At 69.6% G+C, this 1,275-nt stretch carries 2 protein-coding genes; one reads left to right on the top strand and one right to left on the bottom strand.

Translation table 11 applies throughout. The features are described from left to right. On the bottom strand, positions 1 to 922 hold a 922-nt coding region (locus tag HUK84_RS18845; protein WP_176641590.1), incomplete at its 3' end, for a homocysteine S-methyltransferase family protein. Between the two features lie 64 nt (positions 923 to 986). Here HUK84_RS18845 and HUK84_RS18850 point away from each other — a divergent pair. Continuing rightward, on the top strand, positions 987 to 1,275 hold a 289-nt coding region (locus tag HUK84_RS18850; RefSeq protein WP_374729389.1), incomplete at its 3' end, for a hypothetical protein.

A 1,275-nucleotide genomic window follows, 5' to 3' on the forward strand; every position in this document is an offset into this window, starting at 1 on the left:
GGCGCAGCATCGCGTCCAGCGCCGCGATATGCGGGGTCGAGGTGCCGCAGCAGCCGCCCACCAGGTTCAGCCCGTCCTCGGCGATGAAGCGCTCGACCCAGACGGCCATGTCGGCCGGCGACAGCGGATAATGGGTCTGCCCGTCCACCAGTTCGGGCAGGCCGGCATTGGGCTGGATCGAGACCAGGCCCGGCCAGTTGCCGGCCAGCCAGCGCACATGCTCGGCCATCTCCTGCGGGCCGGTGGCGCAGTTCAGCCCCATCAGCGGCACGTCCAGCGCATGGATCGCGGTGGCGGCGGCGGCGATGTCGGGGCCGACCAGCAGGGTGCCGGTGGTCTCCACCGTGACCTGCACGAAGACCGGCGTGTCGGTCCCCAACTCGGCCCGGGCGATCTTCGCGCCGTTCACCGCGGCCTTGATCTGCAGCGTGTCCTGGCAGGTCTCGATCAGCAGCGCGTCGACCCCGCCCTCGATCAGGCCGCGGCACTGCTCGGTCAGCCCGGCTTCCAGCGTGTCGTAATCGATATTGCCCAGCGACGGCAGCTTGGTCCCCGGCCCCACCGAGCCCACGACATAGCGATGGCGCCCGTCGGCGAAGCTCTCGGCCGCCTCGCGTGCCAGATGGGCGGCAATGCGGTTGATCTCGCGCGCCCGGTCCGACAGGCCGAACTCGCCCAGCGTGATGGGCGAGCCACCGAACGAATTGGTCTCGACCATGTCCGCCCCGGCCTCGAAATAGCCGCGATGGATCTCGCGCACCAGTTCGGGGCGCGACAGGTTCAGGATCTCGGTGCAGTTCTCCTGGCCCCAATAGTCGCGCTCGACATCCAGGTCCAGCACCTGCACGCGCGACCCCATGCCGCCGTCACACAGCAAGACCTGGTCGCGAAGTGCGTCGAGAAGATGGGGGCGGCTGGTCATGGCGGTTCTGGCGTCCGGCTTGTATTGGGCGGGTGGGGGGCTGTTATTCATGCAGGCACGGTGCATGTCCAGCATTCCATACCGATATGGGGTGCCGGGCCACGCGGCACAGGGCGGCACAGGACGGATGAAGGAGCGGGAAATGGGCGCGGATAGGGACGCGGACATGGGCGCGGATAGGGGCGCCGATACGGGACGCATCAGGCTGGACCTGCTGGACGAGGCCGAGTTCGCCGCGACGGCGCCGGACCCCGCTGCCATCGTGCTGGCCTGCGGCACGCCGGCCGAGAAAGCCGGCGGCCAGGAAGACGGCTGGCTGGATATCGTGCCCCTGCCGGCGCCGGGCCCCTTCG

It is taken from the genome of Nguyenibacter vanlangensis (genome assembly GCF_013376155.1).
GTDB lineage: Bacteria > Pseudomonadota > Alphaproteobacteria > Acetobacterales > Acetobacteraceae > Gluconacetobacter > Gluconacetobacter vanlangensis.